General features: G+C 67.5%; 14 protein-coding genes. 2 read left to right on the top strand and 12 right to left on the bottom strand.

The window, feature by feature from the left end; all coding sequences use genetic code 11:
- Positions 1 to 21 precede the first annotated feature (21 nt).
- The 5 genes from AC06G6_RS17655 to AC06G6_RS17635 form a co-directional block, all read right to left on the bottom strand.
- A complete protein-coding gene (locus tag AC06G6_RS17655) occupies positions 22 to 306 on the bottom strand; it encodes an ArsR family transcriptional regulator (RefSeq protein WP_479824255.1) in 285 nt (94 codons plus the stop codon).
- Between the two features lie 171 nt (positions 307 to 477).
- Entirely contained in the window at positions 478 to 1,893 is a 1,416-nt protein-coding gene (locus AC06G6_RS17650) for an aspartate ammonia-lyase (RefSeq protein WP_479824253.1), read from the bottom strand.
- A gap of 169 nt (positions 1,894 to 2,062) precedes the next feature.
- On the bottom strand, positions 2,063 to 2,791 hold the full coding sequence (locus AC06G6_RS17645; RefSeq protein ID WP_479824251.1) for a FadR/GntR family transcriptional regulator: 729 nt from the start codon (positions 2,789 to 2,791) through the stop codon (positions 2,063 to 2,065).
- A gap of 55 nt (positions 2,792 to 2,846) precedes the next feature.
- Positions 2,847 to 3,239, bottom strand: a complete 393-nt coding sequence (locus tag AC06G6_RS17640; RefSeq protein WP_479824249.1) for a VOC family protein — start codon at positions 3,237 to 3,239, stop codon at positions 2,847 to 2,849.
- A gap of 13 nt (positions 3,240 to 3,252) precedes the next feature.
- Positions 3,253 to 4,062 (bottom strand): arsenate reductase/protein-tyrosine-phosphatase family protein, encoded by an 810-nt coding sequence (locus AC06G6_RS17635; RefSeq protein WP_479824247.1) that lies wholly within the window; start codon positions 4,060 to 4,062, stop codon positions 3,253 to 3,255.
- Between the two features lie 99 nt (positions 4,063 to 4,161).
- On the opposite strand from AC06G6_RS17635, the gene AC06G6_RS17630 reads away from it, so the two are divergent.
- A complete protein-coding gene (locus AC06G6_RS17630; RefSeq protein ID WP_479824244.1) occupies positions 4,162 to 5,091 on the top strand; it encodes an NADP-dependent oxidoreductase in 930 nt (309 codons plus the stop codon).
- Between the two features lie 46 nt (positions 5,092 to 5,137).
- Here the strand turns inward: AC06G6_RS17630 and AC06G6_RS17625 are convergent, their stop codons facing one another.
- Both AC06G6_RS17625 and AC06G6_RS17620 read right to left on the bottom strand, forming a co-directional pair.
- Positions 5,138 to 5,731 (bottom strand): histidine phosphatase family protein, encoded by a 594-nt coding sequence (locus tag AC06G6_RS17625; protein WP_479824242.1) that lies wholly within the window; start codon positions 5,729 to 5,731, stop codon positions 5,138 to 5,140.
- Positions 5,732 to 5,769: 38 nt separating this feature from the next.
- Entirely contained in the window at positions 5,770 to 6,966 is a 1,197-nt protein-coding gene (locus tag AC06G6_RS17620; protein ID WP_479824240.1) for an NAD(P)/FAD-dependent oxidoreductase, read from the bottom strand.
- A 336-nt stretch (positions 6,967 to 7,302) separates the two neighbouring features.
- Here AC06G6_RS17620 and AC06G6_RS17615 point away from each other — a divergent pair, with 336 nt between their 5' ends.
- Positions 7,303 to 7,674, top strand: a complete 372-nt coding sequence (locus AC06G6_RS17615) for a VOC family protein (protein WP_479824238.1) — start codon at positions 7,303 to 7,305, stop codon at positions 7,672 to 7,674.
- 116 nt (positions 7,675 to 7,790) lie between these two features.
- Here the strand turns inward: AC06G6_RS17615 and AC06G6_RS17610 are convergent, their stop codons facing one another.
- The 5 genes from AC06G6_RS17610 to AC06G6_RS17590 are packed head-to-tail and all read right to left on the bottom strand — an operon-like array spanning position 7,791 to position 13,852.
- Positions 7,791 to 9,167, bottom strand: a complete 1,377-nt coding sequence (locus AC06G6_RS17610; protein ID WP_479824236.1) for a DUF3100 domain-containing protein — start codon at positions 9,165 to 9,167, stop codon at positions 7,791 to 7,793.
- Complete coding sequence (locus AC06G6_RS17605) at positions 9,164 to 10,390, bottom strand: amidohydrolase (protein WP_479824234.1); 1,227 nt, start codon at positions 10,388 to 10,390, stop codon at positions 9,164 to 9,166. Before AC06G6_RS17605 ends, AC06G6_RS17610 begins: the two co-directional genes overlap by 4 nt.
- 15 nt (positions 10,391 to 10,405) lie before the next feature.
- Positions 10,406 to 11,953: an aldehyde dehydrogenase family protein gene (locus AC06G6_RS17600; protein ID WP_479824232.1), complete on the bottom strand. Its 1,548-nt coding sequence runs from the start codon at positions 11,951 to 11,953 to the stop codon at positions 10,406 to 10,408.
- Positions 11,954 to 11,979: 26 nt separating this feature from the next.
- The gene (locus tag AC06G6_RS17595) at positions 11,980 to 12,903 is read right to left on the bottom strand and encodes an NAD(P)-dependent oxidoreductase (RefSeq protein ID WP_479824230.1); all 924 of its coding nucleotides are present in this window, start codon (positions 12,901 to 12,903) and stop codon (positions 11,980 to 11,982) included.
- A 49-nt stretch (positions 12,904 to 12,952) separates the two neighbouring features.
- Positions 12,953 to 13,852 (bottom strand): MurR/RpiR family transcriptional regulator, encoded by a 900-nt coding sequence (locus AC06G6_RS17590; RefSeq protein WP_479824228.1) that lies wholly within the window; start codon positions 13,850 to 13,852, stop codon positions 12,953 to 12,955.
- Between the last annotated feature and the right edge of the window lie 86 nt (positions 13,853 to 13,938).

Here is a 13,938-nt window from a genome sequence, read left to right as displayed (position 1 = left end):
GGGACTGCGTGCGGTATCGCTCTACTCCAATTCTCCCGGGGCGAGACCGTAGAAGGGCGTGAACCGGCCTCGGGCCCCCGGGGAAATGTTGGAGCGAACGATCGCAGCGCTCTCGAGGGCTGCCAGGTGGTATCTGACCGAGCCCCGCGAGGATGCGATGCCGTTACTGATGTCGGCCACCTTGCTAGCACCATGGCTGGCCAGGTAGTTGATGATTTGTGATCTGATCGGTGCGCTTCTCGCCCGTTCAGTCCGCTCAACGCGGTGCATGTCCATCGGGCGTTCGACTTCAAAATCGGCGGTCATTGTCCAAGGCCTTTCATTGGGTGTGAGGGTAGGCTCGCTGAAACCGGGCGGATATTTGGGCACGACGGCTTGCCCCAGCTCCTTTGGTGGGGCGGGGTCAAAAGTGTGCGCGTGGGCCCACAACCGCAGGGTCACCGTGCCGGGCTTGCGAGGTTAGGGAGCGGTTGCTGACTATCTGCTCAGGTTGGCGAGGCGCTGCGGGCTGAGGAGGTCGGTGAGCTGCTCGGCGGTGAGTAGCCCGTGTTCGAGGACGAGTTCCGCGACGCCCTTACCGGTGGCGAGGGCTTCCTGCGCGATGGCCGTGGCCGTGGCGTAGCCCAGGTGCGGGTTGAGTGCGGTGACCAGTCCGATTGACTGTTCCACCGTGAGGCGGAGGTGTTCGGTGTTGGCGGTGATACCCCGGACGCAGCGTGCCGTGAGGGTGCGGCAGGCGGCTTCGAGGTGGGAGATGCTCTTGTGGAGGCTGTGGACGATGATCGGTTCGAAGGCGTTGAGCTGGAGCTGGCCGGCCTCCGCGGCCATGGTGATGGTGACGTCGTTGCCGATGACCTCGTAGGCCACCTGACTGACCACTTCCGGGATGACGGGGTTGATCTTGCCGGGCATGATCGAGGAGCCGGACTGCACGGCGGGGAGGTTGATTTCGCCGAAGCCGGCGCGCGGGCCGGAGGAAAGCAGCCGCAGGTCGTTGCAGATTTTGGACAGTTTCACCGCGACGCGCTTGAGCACGCCTGAGAGGTGCACGAAGGCGCCGACGTCCTGGGTGGCCTCGATCAGGTCCACCGCCGTGACGAGCGGCAGGCCGGTGATGTCGGCCAGATGCCGGCAGGCGGCCTCGGCGTACCCGGCCGGTGCGTTGAGGCCGGTGCCGATCGCGGTGGCGCCGAGGTTGATTTCGTGGATCAGCAGATCGGCTTCGGCCAAGCGGAGCCGGTCCTCGCCGATGGTGACGGCGTAGGTGCCAAACTCCTGGCCGAGCGTCATGGGGACGGCGTCCTGCAGCTGCGTGCGGCCCATCTTCACCACGGTGCGGAATTCCCGGGCCTTGGCGGCGAAGGCCTCTTCGAGTTCGGTGAGGGCTTCGAGCAGCTCCCGGGCGGCGAAGATTGTGCCGAGCTTGACGGCGGTGGGGTAGACGTCGTTGGTGGACTGGCTGAGGTTGACGTGGTCGTTGGGATGCAGCCGCGCGTAGTCGCCTTTGGGGTGTCCGAGGATTTCGAGGGCACGGTTGGCGATCACCTCATTGGCGTTCATGTTCGACGACGTCCCGGCGCCGCCCTGGATCACGTCCACCACGAACTGCTCGCTGAGCTTGCCGTTCATGACGTCGGTGCAGGCTTCCTCGATGGCCCGGGCGCGGCCGGCGTCGAGCAGCCCGAGCTCGTGGTTGGTGCGGGCGGCGGCCAGTTTGACGGCGGCCAGCCCGCGGACCAGGTGCATGTTGGAGGCGAGCGGCTGGCCCGTGATCGGGAAGTTCTCCACGGCCCGGAGGGTGTGGACACCCCAGTAGGCGTCGGCGGGAACCTCCCGGTCGCCCAGCAGGTCGTGTTCGGAACGGGTGTCTTGGGTGGTGCGGGCGATGGTCATAGGGGTCCTCACGGGGCTTCGTTGACGGGCGTGGACGGAAAGGGGAGCGGGCAGGCCTGAACGGTGCAGCCCAGCAGGGCGGACATGGTTATGCCACAGCAAGGGGACCGAGAGGGCCTTGTGGCAATCGCGGCAGGCAGGGCGGTTCGTGAAAGTTCGGGGTTAGGCTCTAGCGGGGATGGGTGGTCCGGGAATTTCCGCTTCCGGGGACGATCGTGCCGAGGGCGCATTCGACGCCGTGCAGATGCATTCTCATGGCCTGGGATGCTTCCTCGGCCGACCCGCGCTCGATGGCAGCGAAAATGCGGGCGTGCTCTTCACCGGATTCCTTGCGCCGGTCAGCCACGAGGTTAAGCGTGTTTGATTGGTTGGCCATGGCGTCGCAGATGTCGGACAGGAACGATTCGAATACGCCATTGCCGCTGCACCGGGCGATCGTCACGTGGAACTCCGTGTTCAGAAGCACCCACTGCTGGATATCGTCTTCCTCGGACATTTCCCGAAGGATTTCCCGGAGGGCCTCCACGTCTTCGCTGCTACGGCGTTGGGCAGCGAGGCCCGCGGCAGGCACTTCCACATGGGGCCGGGCTTCGACGAGGGCGCTGGCCGAATATTTGCCGAGTTTGAGGTCCTGGGCGACTTTGTCAGCGATGACGAAGGTGCCCTTGCCCGTGTGGGTGGCCGTGAGTCCCAGTGCGGTGCATGAACGCAGCGCCTCCCTGACCATCGTCCGGCTGACGCCGTACTGCTTGGCCAACGATGCCTCCGAGTCGAGACGGGTGCCGACAGGGATCTTCCCGCCTTCGATAGCGCCCCGGAGGGATGCGAACACCGCCTCAGCCGCGCCAACGCGTACCACTCGATCTTGTGCAGCTGTCCAGCTGTCCAACAGGTTCATGTAAAGACTATGACACCTGTCACAAAGCCCGTCAAGGCGGTTGGGCAGTATGTCGCTAGGCGCCGGCCGGCTGGAACAACTCGACAACGTTGCCGGACGGGTCCTCCAGCAGAATCTGCTGGCCGCCCGGGCCGGTGACAATGTCGTTGCGGAAGGCGAGACCCGCGGCACGCAGCCGTTCAACCTCGGCCGCGATATCGCCCACTATTAGGTGGATGCGGTTCCACCCGCCCGGGGCCGGCACCGTGCCGTCCGGCATCGGCCGGCCGGCCGAGCTGCCGGGCCCGCTCAGCAGAAGCCGTAGCCGGCCTCTTGTGACGTCGGCGAACGCCGGTGCGGCGCTCGTGCGGAGGGTGAATCCGAGGTGTTTGGTGTAGAAGTCGGTCGCCGCTTCCACGTCGTCAACCATGTACCGGACGCTGACCATGTCCGTTGGGTCGCTGGGCATTGCTGGCTCCTTGCTAATTCGTTGGGGTGTACTCGATGGCGGACAGCAGGAACTGGATCCGCGTGTTCAGGTCGTCTGCCGTGCGGACGAACGTCGAATGGTCGTCCTGGTTAGCTGTTGTTTCGGCTGCCGGATCGGGAATGCTCCAGTGCACCATCGCCGGTGGGCCCGGGAATTCCGGGCAGACTTCCCTCACCCGGTCACAAAGGCTGATCACAAAGTCGAACCGCTGCTCTGCGAACTCGCGGAGGTGCTTGGGGCGGGCGCCGCTGATGTCTATGCCCCGCTCACGCATCACGCGCACGGCGTCGGGGTGCAGGTCCTTGGGGTGGCTGCCCGCGCTGGCGGTTTCGATCCGGGAGCCACCCAGGTGCGCGAGCATCGCCTCAGCCATCTGGGACCGGGCGCTGTTGCCCGTGCACAGGAACAGCACCCGAACGGGTGGCTGCGCGGGCGACTGACTGGTTGCTTCGCCAGAACCGCCCGCCGACGGTGATTGCTCGGCTCGGACGAGCCGCAGGCCCGGGTGAAGGGCCCCGCCGGCTTCGGTGAGCTGTTCGCGAAACGCCGACATGTTGAGGCTGCAGTAGATGTCACGCCCGTCAGCCGAGCTGCGCCGCATGGTCACCAGCCCGCCCGTGCGCAGTTGAGCGAGGTGGTAGGACGTCAGGCTCTGCCGCTGGCCCACCAGCGCCGTCAGCTCGCGCACCTGCCGGTCGCTGCGTGCCAGCTCGGCCAGCAGCTGCCACCGCACTGGGTGCCCGGCCAGGCGTAGGATTCCCGGTGGATCCGCGTGAAGCGTGGCGGATGGGGTGTAGCTCACCCTTAAATTATATCAATCTGGATTGATCGATCAACCAGGGATGCCGCACTCACCGCACGGGTGCGGAATAGTGCCTCGGGAGCGGCTGTTCAGCCTTGCATGAAGGCAATTACTTACAGCGAATACGGAAACCCCGGCGTCCTTGAACTGACCGAGCAGCCGATGCCGAAGGTCGGGCCCGGGATGGTCCTGGTCAAAGTCAAGGCGGCAGCTGTGAACCCGGTCGACTGGAAGATTATGGCCGGCTACCTGGACGCAGTCATGGACCTGCAGTTCCCGGCCATTCCCGGGTGGGATATGGCTGGCGTCGTCGAGTCAGTGGGCATCGACGCGCCGCAGTTCCGGCCCGGCGATGAAGTGATTTCCTACGGCCGCAAGGACTACGTCCACGGCGGCAGCTTCGCCGAATACATAGCCCTGCCGGAACGGCTCCTCGCCCGCAAGCCGGCATCGCTGGGGTGGAACGAGTCCGCCGGTCTTCCTCTGGCGGGTTTGACGGCATATCAGGTCCTTACCCGTCTGGGCCTCAAGGCGGGCGAGACCGTGCTGATCCACGGCGGCGCCGGCGGTGTCGGGTCCCTGGGTATCCAGATCGCCGCGGCGCTGGGCGCCAGCGTCATCGCGACCGCCTCGGAAAGGAATTACGACTTCCTGCGCTCGCTCGGGGCGGAGCCCGTCAGCTACGGCGAAGGACTCGCGGACCGGGTGCGCGCCCTGCGGCCCGACGGCGTTGACGTCGTCGCGGACTTCGTGGGCGGGAACCTTGAGTCCACCCTGGCTGTCCTGGCCGACGGAGGCCGCCACGCCTCCATCGCGGACAGCGACGTCGAGCAGCACGGCGGCACCTGGATGTGGGTCAACCCCGTCGGCGCCGAGCTGCAGGCGCTCGCCGACCTGGTGGACCGGCACAACATGCGCGTCGAGGTGGCCCGCGCATTTCCCTTGCCGGAGGCCGCCGACGCCTTCCGGCTCAATATGGAAGGGCACACCCGCGGCAAGATTGTCGTCACGGTCGACGACGTCGCGTGATGCGACGCGGCAGCCGGATTCCGGCCGGCGCTGTTCCGGCGCTGCGTCAGGCCGGAACGCCGGCGACAACCCGCTCGCCGTTGTAGTACTCGAGCTGCCAGCCGTCAACGGGATGGTGGTGGGCCAGGTTGAGCGCGGCGTTTTCGATGCTGTGCAGGGTGCGCCCGATCGCACGGCTGAGGCTCACACGGATCAGGGAGCCGTGGGCGACCACGAGGACGCGGCGGCCGCGGAACTCCTCCGCGAGGGTTTCCAGCGCGGCCAGCCCGCGGCGGGCTGCCCCGTCCTGGCTTTCCGCGCCGCGGAATCCGTCGGGGATGCGCAGCGCGTCCAGTTCGGGGCCGTCCTGCAGGCCCTCGGCGGGTCCGAAGCTACGTTCGGTGAGCTCCGGTACGCGGCGGGCTGGGCCCAGTCCCAGCCCAGCCGCAATGAGGTCTGCGGTTTCCGCGGCACGGCTCAGCGGCGACGACACGATCGTGTCCCACTCGTAGCCGGACAGGACGGCGACGGCGCCGCGCGCCTGGCCGCGGCCGACGTCGTTCAGGGGAATGTCGGTGGACCCCTGCAGCCGGCGCTGGGCGTTCCAGTCCGTCTGGCCGTGGCGGACAAGGGCGAACGTCGTAAGGGTCATGCGTTCCATTCTCCCCTGAATCGCGGCGCCGGCGTTGCGAGGCGGCCTTAGACGCGGCCCTTGAGGATCAGGTTCCAGTACATAAACGGCAGCCCGTAGCGCTTGAGCAGCCACATGTCGCTGCGTTCCTTGGTGGTGTCGATGAAGGGGATGCTGGGAGCGGGCTGGAGGGTGTAATCGAACTCCGCCAGCAGCATCTTCCCCCGCGCCGTGGTCAGCGGGCAGGAGGCGTACCCGCCGTACTGGGCCGACGGGGTTCCGCCTTCAAGGGCGGCCAGCAGGTTCTCCACCAGCACCGGGGCCTGCTTGCGGATCGCCGCTCCGGTCTTCGAGTTCGGCGTGGACCCGGCGTCGCCCAGGGCAAAAATTTCCGGGTAGCGCTTGTGCCGCATGGTGTGCTTGTCGACGTCCACGTAGCCGGCGGGGTTGGCCGGATCCGCTAGCGGTGTGCGCTTGAGCCAGTCCGGGGCCGACTGCGGCGGCACAGCATGGAGCAGGTCGTAGTGCAGTGACTCCTCGGAGCCCGCCGCGTTGTCCCTGATCACCGCCACACCGGCCGCCGGGTCCACCGCGGTCATCTCGCTGTTGAAGCGGACTTCGATGCCGTACTTTTCCACTACCCGCTCAAGCTCATCGGCGAACACCTTGATTCCGAACATACCCGGCGTCGGCAGAACCATAACGACCCGGATGTCGTCCAGCACCCCCTGCTTGCGCCAGTAGTCGGCTGCCAGGTAGGCGATTTTCTGCGGGGCGCCGGCACACTTGATCGGGCCTGCGGGCTGGGTGAAAACGGCCGTCCCGGACTTCAGGTTCTGGATCATGTCCCAGGTCTTGGGTGCCAGGTCGTAGCGGTAGTTGCTGGATGCGGCCGGGGATTCCATGGCTTGGGCCATGCCCGGGGTCTTGTCCCAGTCCAGCTGGATGCCCGGACAGACCACCAGATGTTCGTACGTGACAGAACCTCCGGAGGTGAGGGCGACAGTGCGGCGGTCAGGGTCAATGTCCGCCGCGGCGTCCTTGATCCAGGCAACCCCCTGGGGCATCACGGACGCCTGGGGACGGATCGTTTCCTTTTGGCTGGCGACGCCTGCCCCGACCAGGGTCCACAGCGGCTGGTAATAGTGCTGCTCGCTCGGCTCGATCACGCCGACATCAGTGCGCCCTGCATTGCGGAGCCGGGCGGCAACACTCAGCCCCGCGTTGCCGCCGCCGATGATCAGGATCTCGTGGTGCATAGTCATGGATAAGACGCCTCTCTGGAAGTCCGGCGTCGCCTCAGCGCGGACGCCTGACATGTGGGGATAGATCGGGCCGGGAAGATCTTCGGAGCCGGCAGTTGCGGCCTCGTTGCCTGCAGCCGGACCCCGATGTCTTCGTTTAACCACTGTGGTGATAATCACTGTATACCCCCATGGGTATTCATGTATACCCCGGGTGGTATTGAGGTGGGACGACGGCGCAACCTCCCGCCGTCGTCCACCCAACGCCACCCGCGGGCCGGGCCGGTCCGGGCCTTCGCCCGGGATGGCCGCGCGTATCATCGGAAAGACCCGTCCCCCTGGAGAGTGGAGCACCACATGCAGCTCGGCGCCTTTTCCGTCAGCCTCGCCGTCAAGGACATCGCGGCGTCGGCCGCGTTCTACGAAAAACTCGGTTTCAGCAGATTCGGGGGCGACATCACCCAGAACTGGCTCATCCTGAAGAACGGCGAGACGGTCATCGGCCTCTTCCAGGGCATGTTTGAGAAGAACATGCTCACCTTCAACCCGGGCTGGAACCAGAACGCGGAGGCGGTGGACCCGTTCACCGATGTCCGCGAACTCCAGCGGGAACTGAAGGCCAAGGGCATGGAGTTCGTTTCCGAGGCAGACGAGGGGTCAACGGGGCCGTCGAGCTTTGTCGTCCTGGACCCGGACGGCAACCCGGTGCTCGTCGACCAGCACGTCTGATCTGCGGGGCCCGCCAGGCTGACTGCCCTGCACGCACGGCGCGAAACGTGAGCGGACGACGGCGGGGAGTCCCGCCGTCGTCCGCTCTTTTCTGTTCCGAAGTCCGGTGCTGCGTGTTAGTGCCAGAGCCCCAGGGCGAACTCGGCGATCACGGTGGAGAGCAGGAAGGACGCGGTGATCGCGACCAGGCCCACGGGAATGATCTTCCAGCCGATGGTCTTCAGCAGGGGGATGTCCTTGCCCAGCGACAGGCCGGCGAGTGTCAGCATGACGGTGGCGATGGACAGGAAGTCGACCGTCTTGATGGCCGCGGTGAGCGCTGCGGCACCGAAGAACCAGGGGCTGGAAACGTACGCGCCGATGGTGGTGATGTAGACGATGGCCGAAATCTTCCGGGTGACCTTCGACAGCCCGATGCTGACCAGGACCAGCGCGAGCATGATTCCGTACCCGGCGACGATCGACAGGCTGAATCCCTTGGCCGCCACCGATGCGGTGCCGATGCCCAGGACCGTGAGGACGGACAGGGACAGCCAGAGCGGGAGCTTGATGGCTGCCGAGGATTCGGCGACCTGTTCGCGGAACCGGCGGTTCTCCTCGGCCTGGGCCTCGTCCCGGTCGATGTCGGCGGCGCTGCGGACCTGGGCGGCGTCCGCCGCGACGGCCACGGCCTCGCGGGTCGCCTGTTTGCGGGTGAGTGCCTTGTAAAAGCGGTCGGCCAGCGGCAGCGCAATGTAGATGCCGACGTAGACGCCCAGGACCGTGGTGATGAGGTTGGACACGGCTGCCATACCGAGGATGGCTTCCTGGTCGGCCGGGTAGGCGGCGACGATGCTGGCCGCCGAGGCCGCCATCATGGAGCCGGACCCCACGCCGGCGCCCATGGCCAGGGCCAGCGGATCGAAGATCTTCCAGTTGGCCACGAGCGACGTGAGGAGGGTGATGAACACGGCGCCGAACAGCGTTCCGAAGACGTACATGGCCAGCACACCGCGGTACTGGTCCGAATCGGGTCCGTACTTTTCCGAGACCATGGCGAACGACGGTTCCCGGTCCAGGGAGAACGTGGCGCCCACCGTTGCCTTGCCCATCCGGAGCAGGACGGCCAGGGGGAGCGCCAGCATGATCGTGCCCAGCAGGTGGCCGACCTCCTGAAGGAGCAGCGCCGGCCCGGCCTTGATCAGGCTGGGAAGGCTGGGGCCGATGTTGAAGGCCAGCCGGGCGACCAGGAGCAGGACGGCGACACCCACCAGGGCGGCCGCCACCCGCTGGAGGTCCAGGCCCAGCGGCTTGAACTTCTGGACGGAGACCAGAAGGCCCAGAATGAGCCCCCAGACCATGGGGAAGATGATGATGGCGCCGATTCCAAGGTCAATCTTGGCCTGGCCGATGAACTGGACCGCAACAGCGATGACCAGGGCCAGAGCGGCAATCGGGATGGTCAGTTTGGGGCCGGCCGTATCTATCCGGGCTGCCTTGGTGGGGGTGCTCATGAGGTGCCTTCCTGGGTGAAAGTACGACGGCGGTATGCCGCTTGGGTGAAGCGTGCTCGTTCGGCGGGGGTTGAGGCCGCGGCGGCGACGGTCCAGGCCAGCGCGGTGGCGGCCTCGAACATCACGCCGTAAGCCTCCGGGGAGTCGGCCAGTGCGGCGAACGCGTGGGAATGGATCGGGACGTCCGCGCCGGGAATGCTGAGCCACGGATGCAGCGACGGGATGACCTGGGAGATGTTGCCCATGTCGGTGGAACCGCCGCTGAGGCCGGCGGAGGGGGAGATGTCCTTGCCGAACTCCGCCATCGCCCCGGTCCAGTGCGCGGCCAGGGCGTTGTCCTGCAGCAGGGGTTCGTAGAGGGGCTCTGCCGCCTCGATGGCCAGGGTGGTTCCGGTGGCCACCGCGGCCCCCTCGAAACAGCGCCGGACACGGTCGAGCAGCGCCTCATATTCCGTCATGGTGAAGGCCCGGCATTCGAACTGGACCACCGCCCGTTCCGGAATGATGTTCGTGACGTGCCCGGCTTCGGCCACGAAGCAGGCGATGCGGTGGTCCGCGGGGATCTGCTGGCGCAGCAGACCGATGGCGACCTGGCTCAGTACGGCGGCGTCCGCGGCGTTCACCCCGAGATGCGGGGCTGCCGCCGCGTGGGCGGCCTTTCCGGTGAACGTCGCCTTGTACCGGCCCACGGCCTGGGCGCTCGTGCCTGCCGGGTTATAGGTCAGGCCGTCCTGGACGGGATGGACCATCAGGGCCAGGCCGACGCCGTCGAACGCCCCGCGTTCCAGCAGGAGGGCCTTGCCGCCGCCGTGCTCCTCGGCGGGCGTTCCGATCGCCTTCAGCGTGATGCCCAGCTCGTCCACATAGGGCCGCAGGGCAAGGGCGGCAGCGACGGAGGCTCCCGCGATCAGATTGTGCCCGCAGGCGTGTCCGATGTTCGGGAGCGCATCGTATTCCACGCACAGGGCCACCGTCAGTTCGCCGCTGCCGGCGCTCGCGGTGAACGCTGTGGGCAGGCCGCCGGTGCCGCGTTCCACCTCGAACCCGCCCTCGGCCAGCAGTGCCGCTGCCGCTTCGGCCGAGCGGACCTCCTCGAAGGAGACCTCCTTGTGGGCATGGATTTCCCGCGCCATGGCCTGGACCCGGGGCCTCCAGTCCTCGACGCCGTCGGCCAGGGCGGTGCGGAGGGTCGCCATGGCGGGGGTTGTGTCTGTCAGTTCCATGAGTTTCTGCCTGTTCTAGTAGGACAGCGACGGGAAGGGGGAGCCGGCTGCGCGCGTGGGCACCCAGATGGCCTTTGTCTGCGTGTACTCGTCCAGGACGCCGGGACCGGAGGAGCGGCCGTGGCCCGAATCGCCGAAGCCGCCGAACGGAACCGCCACGTGGATGGTCTTGTAGGAGTTGATCCAGAATGTGCCCGCCCGCACGTCCCGGGCAATGTGGTGCGCGCGGGAGACATCGGAGGTCCACACGGCCCCGGCGAGGCCGAAGTTGGTGTTGTTGGCGCGGGCAATTGCCTCCGCTTCCGTGTCGAAAGCGTCCGCGCCGACCACGGGGCCGAAAACCTCCGTGGTTTCGAGGCGGTTCGCGGGCGTCACCCCGTCGAGCAGGGTCGGCATCACCCAGCGCCCGCCGGCCAGCGGGGAGCCGGCGAATGCCTCCGGGAGCGCCGCTCCGGTGACCCGGCGTCCGCCGTCGCTCAGTCCTGCCTCGATGAGGGAGGTGACGGTCGCGAACTGCTGGGGCGTGATGATCGGGCCCACCTCGGTGGCCGCGTCCAGCGGGTCGCCGACGCGCAGCCGCGCGGCCTTGTCGGCGACCAGCTCGACGAAGTGTGCGTGCACGCTGCGTTCCACCAGAAGCCGTGATCCCGCGACGCAGGACTGGCCCGCGCCGGAAAAGATCGCCGAGATGGCGCCGTCGGCGGCCCGGTCCAGGTCGGCGTCGGCGAAGACAATGTTGGCGCTTTTGCCGCCGAGTTCCAGCAGGGCGGGAATCCCGGCCTGCGCGGCCGCGACGGCCACCCGCCGTCCGGTGGGGACGGAGCCGATGAAGCTGATTTTGCCGACGCGACGGTCGGTGGTGAGGGCGGCGCCGACGGTCTGGCCCAGTCCCGTTGCGACGTTGAACACGCCGGCCGGCAGCCCCGCTTCGTGGGCCAGCTGGGCGAGCCGGACCGAGGAGGCCGGAGTGAATTCGCTGGGCTTGATGATGACGGCGTTGCCGGCGGCCAGCGGGGCGGCGGAGTTCCAGCCGGCCGTGAACAGCGGGGCGTTCCAGGGGGTGATGGCGACGACGACGCCCCACGGGACACGTTCGGTGTAGGTGTGCCAGGGCCCGGGAACGGGAATGGTCAGGCCCGTCAGCTTGTCGGCCCACCCGGCGTAGTAGCCGAACATTTCGGCTACTTTGGCGGCTTCGACGCGGGCGTCGCGGATGGGCTTTCCCGTGGTGGCGGACTCCAGGATGGCCAGTTCCTCCGCGTGGGCTTCCACGACGCGGCTGACGCTGCGCAGGATGGCGGCCCGCTCGAATCCGTTCATTCCGCCCCAGACCGTTGCGCCCGCCGTCGAGCTTTCCAGGATGGCGCTGGCGCCGTCGGTTCCTGGGTCGGCATAGGTGGCAAAGGGCTCCCCGGTGGCCGCTGCGGTGAGCGTGATGCTCTCGCCGCTGCCGGGAACTGTCCGGCCGTCAAGGAAGGCGCCGAGGCCGGTGGGGAAGGCCGCGTCCAGGACTGCGCGGGCCGTGGATGCTGAGGAGGTGGTGGGTGCTGTGGTGGGGCTCAAGGTGGTGTTCCTTCGTGGCTGGAGGCTTAGGCGACGGCGTTGGTGCCGTTGGTGGTGCCGGGTGCGCCGGCGGGCGTGATCGCCGGGGCGACGGTCCTGGCGATTTCGGTGAAGTCGGCCCTCGGTCCGAGGACGGCCAGGGCGTCCTGCCACTGGCCCGCCACGGCTGCCAGCAGGGCCGGGCGTTCGCCGATTTGGGCGGCGACCTCCACGGCGAGGGCGGCGTCCCGGGCCATGAGGCCCAGGGAGAAGCCTGAGTCGTGGCTGCCGCTGATCACCCAGTTCGGGTACATGTTCGCGGAGACCTTGCTGCCGCCGGAGGCCTCGCTGATGCTGGCCGCGGCCGTGGCAGGATCGATGCCGTAGGCCTTGGCGACGCCGAGGGCCTCGCCCACGGAGACCAGGTTCGCCGCTGCCAGGACGTTGTTGAGGAGCTTGACGACGTTGCCGCTGCCGGGGCCCCCGATGTGGCGGTACTTGCCGCCGGTGAGGGCGAGCAGGACCGGCTCCGCCGCGGCTAGGGCCGCATCGGTTGCGCCGACGAAGGCGCTCAGGGATCCCGTTGCTGCCCCGTCGCGGCCGCCGGAAACCGGCGCGTCCACGAACGCTGCCCCCTGTGCTTCGGCGAGGGAGGCCATGAGCTTGCTGGTGGCCGGTTCGGAGGTGGTGGTATCAATGATCGCGACGGTTCCCGGGGCCGCCAGGAGCTGGGGCACGGTGGTTTCCACGATGCTGGCTGCGGGCAGGGAGAGCACCGCGTACGGGGTCCCGGCGAGATCCCCGAGGGTGGAGGTGGTGGGAATTCCAGTATGCGCGGCGGAGGCCCGGGCCGCCTCGGAGGGGTCGAAGCCGGTGACATCCCAGCCGGACTCGTGGAGGGTGGCGGCCATCGCGCCGCCCATGGCTCCGAGGCCTATGACGGCGATGCGGCGGTCGGTGCTGGTGTTCATGAACTGCTCCTGAAGTGTGCGGGTCGGGGACGTGTCAGGGTTGGAGGGGTCAGTCGAGATAGATGTCCAGGTCTTTCCACAGCTGCTGGGTGCGGCGGATGGCGGCGCGGCTGCGTTCGGGATGCGCCGCCTCCATGCCCGCGAGCAGGCCGTAGATCACCGAGTTTGCGGCCGTGACGGACTGGAAGAAGGAAATGCCTTCCGAGGCCACCACGAGAAGATGGTCAGCCGCAGCTGCCAGGCGGCCGCGGCGCATGTCGCTGACGGCAATGACCGTGGCGCCTGCCTGCTTGGCGGCTTCGGCGGTGACGATGATCTGCCGGATGGAGCGCCACATGTTGATGACCACCAGGACGTCCCCCTCACCCAGCGTGTTGGTGCTGGAAGCGAGGTGGACGCCGCCGCGGTTCTCCAGGGTGATGGGGTAGCCCATGGTGGAGCCCAGGTGCGCCATCACGCTGGCGGGGCCGGCGAAGGAGCCGAGCCCGACGACGGTGATGGACCGGGCGGCGGCCATGGCCGCGATGGCGGCCTCGGCGTCGTCGGCCGTATTCGACTCCAGCGTCAGGCGCAGGTTCTCGATGTCGTGGTTGAGCGCGTCGTGGAGCGGACTGCGGTGTTCGCCGTGCTCGGTCAGGGTGTCCTCGGTGGAGATCATCACGAGGTAGCGGGAGCGCAGCTCCCGCTGGAGATCGGGCCAGCCCCGGTAGCCCAGATGCTGGGCCGCGCGGACCACGGTGGAGTTGTTGACGTCGGCACGCTGGGCAATCTCGGCGATGTCGGCGTAGGAGGAGAGTTGCGGATTGCGGGCGATGACATCGACCACCCGGGTCTGGGCCTTGGACAGCGGAACGCGCGGAAGCGCGTCACCGAGCCAGGCATGGAAATCGTTCCCGGCACCGTTGACGCCTGCCGCGCCGGCTTCAAGATCTGCCGCATTGGTTTTCAAGTCCGGACCTCTTCTGTAACGCACATCACTCTGCAAGCCTGATTGCATCAAATGTACTCTGCAATTTCGTTTGCGAACAGACTTTT

This window comes from Arthrobacter sp. CJL-S3 (assembly GCF_056711635.1).
The sequence above is the reverse complement of the archived record's forward strand: the minus strand, read 5'-3'. Positions and strand labels throughout refer to the sequence as shown.

What these genes read in the sequence shown, in the direction of transcription:
- AC06G6_RS17620 (WP_479824240.1), bottom strand. Translation starts at nt 6,966, where the DNA reads ATGACTATGCACCACGAGATCCTGATCATCGGCGGCGGCAACGCGGGG.
- AC06G6_RS17645 (WP_479824251.1), bottom strand. Translation starts at nt 2,791, where the DNA reads ATGAACCTGTTGGACAGCTGGACAGCTGCACAAGATCGAGTGGTACGC.
- AC06G6_RS17655 (WP_479824255.1), bottom strand. Translation starts at nt 306, where the DNA reads ATGACCGCCGATTTTGAAGTCGAACGCCCGATGGACATGCACCGCGTT.
- AC06G6_RS17595 (WP_479824230.1), bottom strand. Translation starts at nt 12,903, where the DNA reads ATGAACACCAGCACCGACCGCCGCATCGCCGTCATAGGCCTCGGAGCC.
- AC06G6_RS17605 (WP_479824234.1), bottom strand. Translation starts at nt 10,390, where the DNA reads ATGGAACTGACAGACACAACCCCCGCCATGGCGACCCTCCGCACCGCC.
- AC06G6_RS17640 (WP_479824249.1), bottom strand. Translation starts at nt 3,239, where the DNA reads ATGCCCAGCGACCCAACGGACATGGTCAGCGTCCGGTACATGGTTGAC.
- AC06G6_RS17625 (WP_479824242.1), bottom strand. Translation starts at nt 5,731, where the DNA reads ATGGAACGCATGACCCTTACGACGTTCGCCCTTGTCCGCCACGGCCAG.
- AC06G6_RS17615 (WP_479824238.1), top strand. Translation starts at nt 7,303, where the DNA reads ATGCAGCTCGGCGCCTTTTCCGTCAGCCTCGCCGTCAAGGACATCGCG.
- AC06G6_RS17650 (WP_479824253.1), bottom strand. Translation starts at nt 1,893, where the DNA reads ATGACCATCGCCCGCACCACCCAAGACACCCGTTCCGAACACGACCTG.
- AC06G6_RS17610 (WP_479824236.1), bottom strand. Translation starts at nt 9,167, where the DNA reads ATGAGCACCCCCACCAAGGCAGCCCGGATAGATACGGCCGGCCCCAAA.
- AC06G6_RS17630 (WP_479824244.1), top strand. Translation starts at nt 4,162, where the DNA reads ATGAAGGCAATTACTTACAGCGAATACGGAAACCCCGGCGTCCTTGAA.